This window comes from Rhodovulum viride (assembly GCF_003265965.1).
In the GTDB taxonomy this organism is placed as follows: Bacteria; Pseudomonadota; Alphaproteobacteria; order Rhodobacterales; family Rhodobacteraceae; genus Rhodovulum; species Rhodovulum kholense.
In genome coordinates this window covers 1-442 of sequence record NZ_MUAV01000188.1, presented here as the reverse complement: position 1 = coordinate 442, position 442 = coordinate 1, and the positions used below count along the sequence as shown (strand labels likewise).

The 442-nt window shown below is 57.0% G+C and carries 1 protein-coding gene; it reads right to left on the bottom strand.

Annotated elements, in window-relative coordinates; genetic code table 11:
* Positions 1-184 precede the first annotated feature (184 nt).
* Positions 185-442: substrate-binding domain-containing protein (locus BYZ73_RS21775; protein WP_179191068.1), on the bottom strand; the 258-nt coding region annotated here is incomplete at its 5' end.

Below are 442 nucleotides of genomic sequence, written 5' to 3'. Positions count from 1 at the left end.
GACCCAGAGCGCTGCCGGCACCTGTCCTACGAGTTGCATGATAAAGAAGACAGTCATAAGTGCGGCGACGATAGTCATGCCCCGCGCCCACCGGAAGGAGCTGACTGGGTTGAAGGCTCTCAAGGGCATCGGTCGAGATCCCGGTGCCTAATGAGTGAGCTAACTTACATTAATTGCGTTGCGCTCACTGCCCGCTTTCCAGTCGGGAAACCTGTCGTGCCAGCTGCATTAATGAATCGGCCAACGCGCGGGGAGAGGCGGTTTGCGTATTGGGCGCCAGGGTGGTTTTTCTTTTCACCAGTGAGACGGGCAACAGCTGATTGCCCTTCACCGCCTGGCCCTGAGAGAGTTGCAGCAAGCGGTCCACGCTGGTTTGCCCCAGCAGGCGAAAATCCTGTTTGATGGTGGTTAACGGCGGGATATAACATGAGCTGTCTTCGGT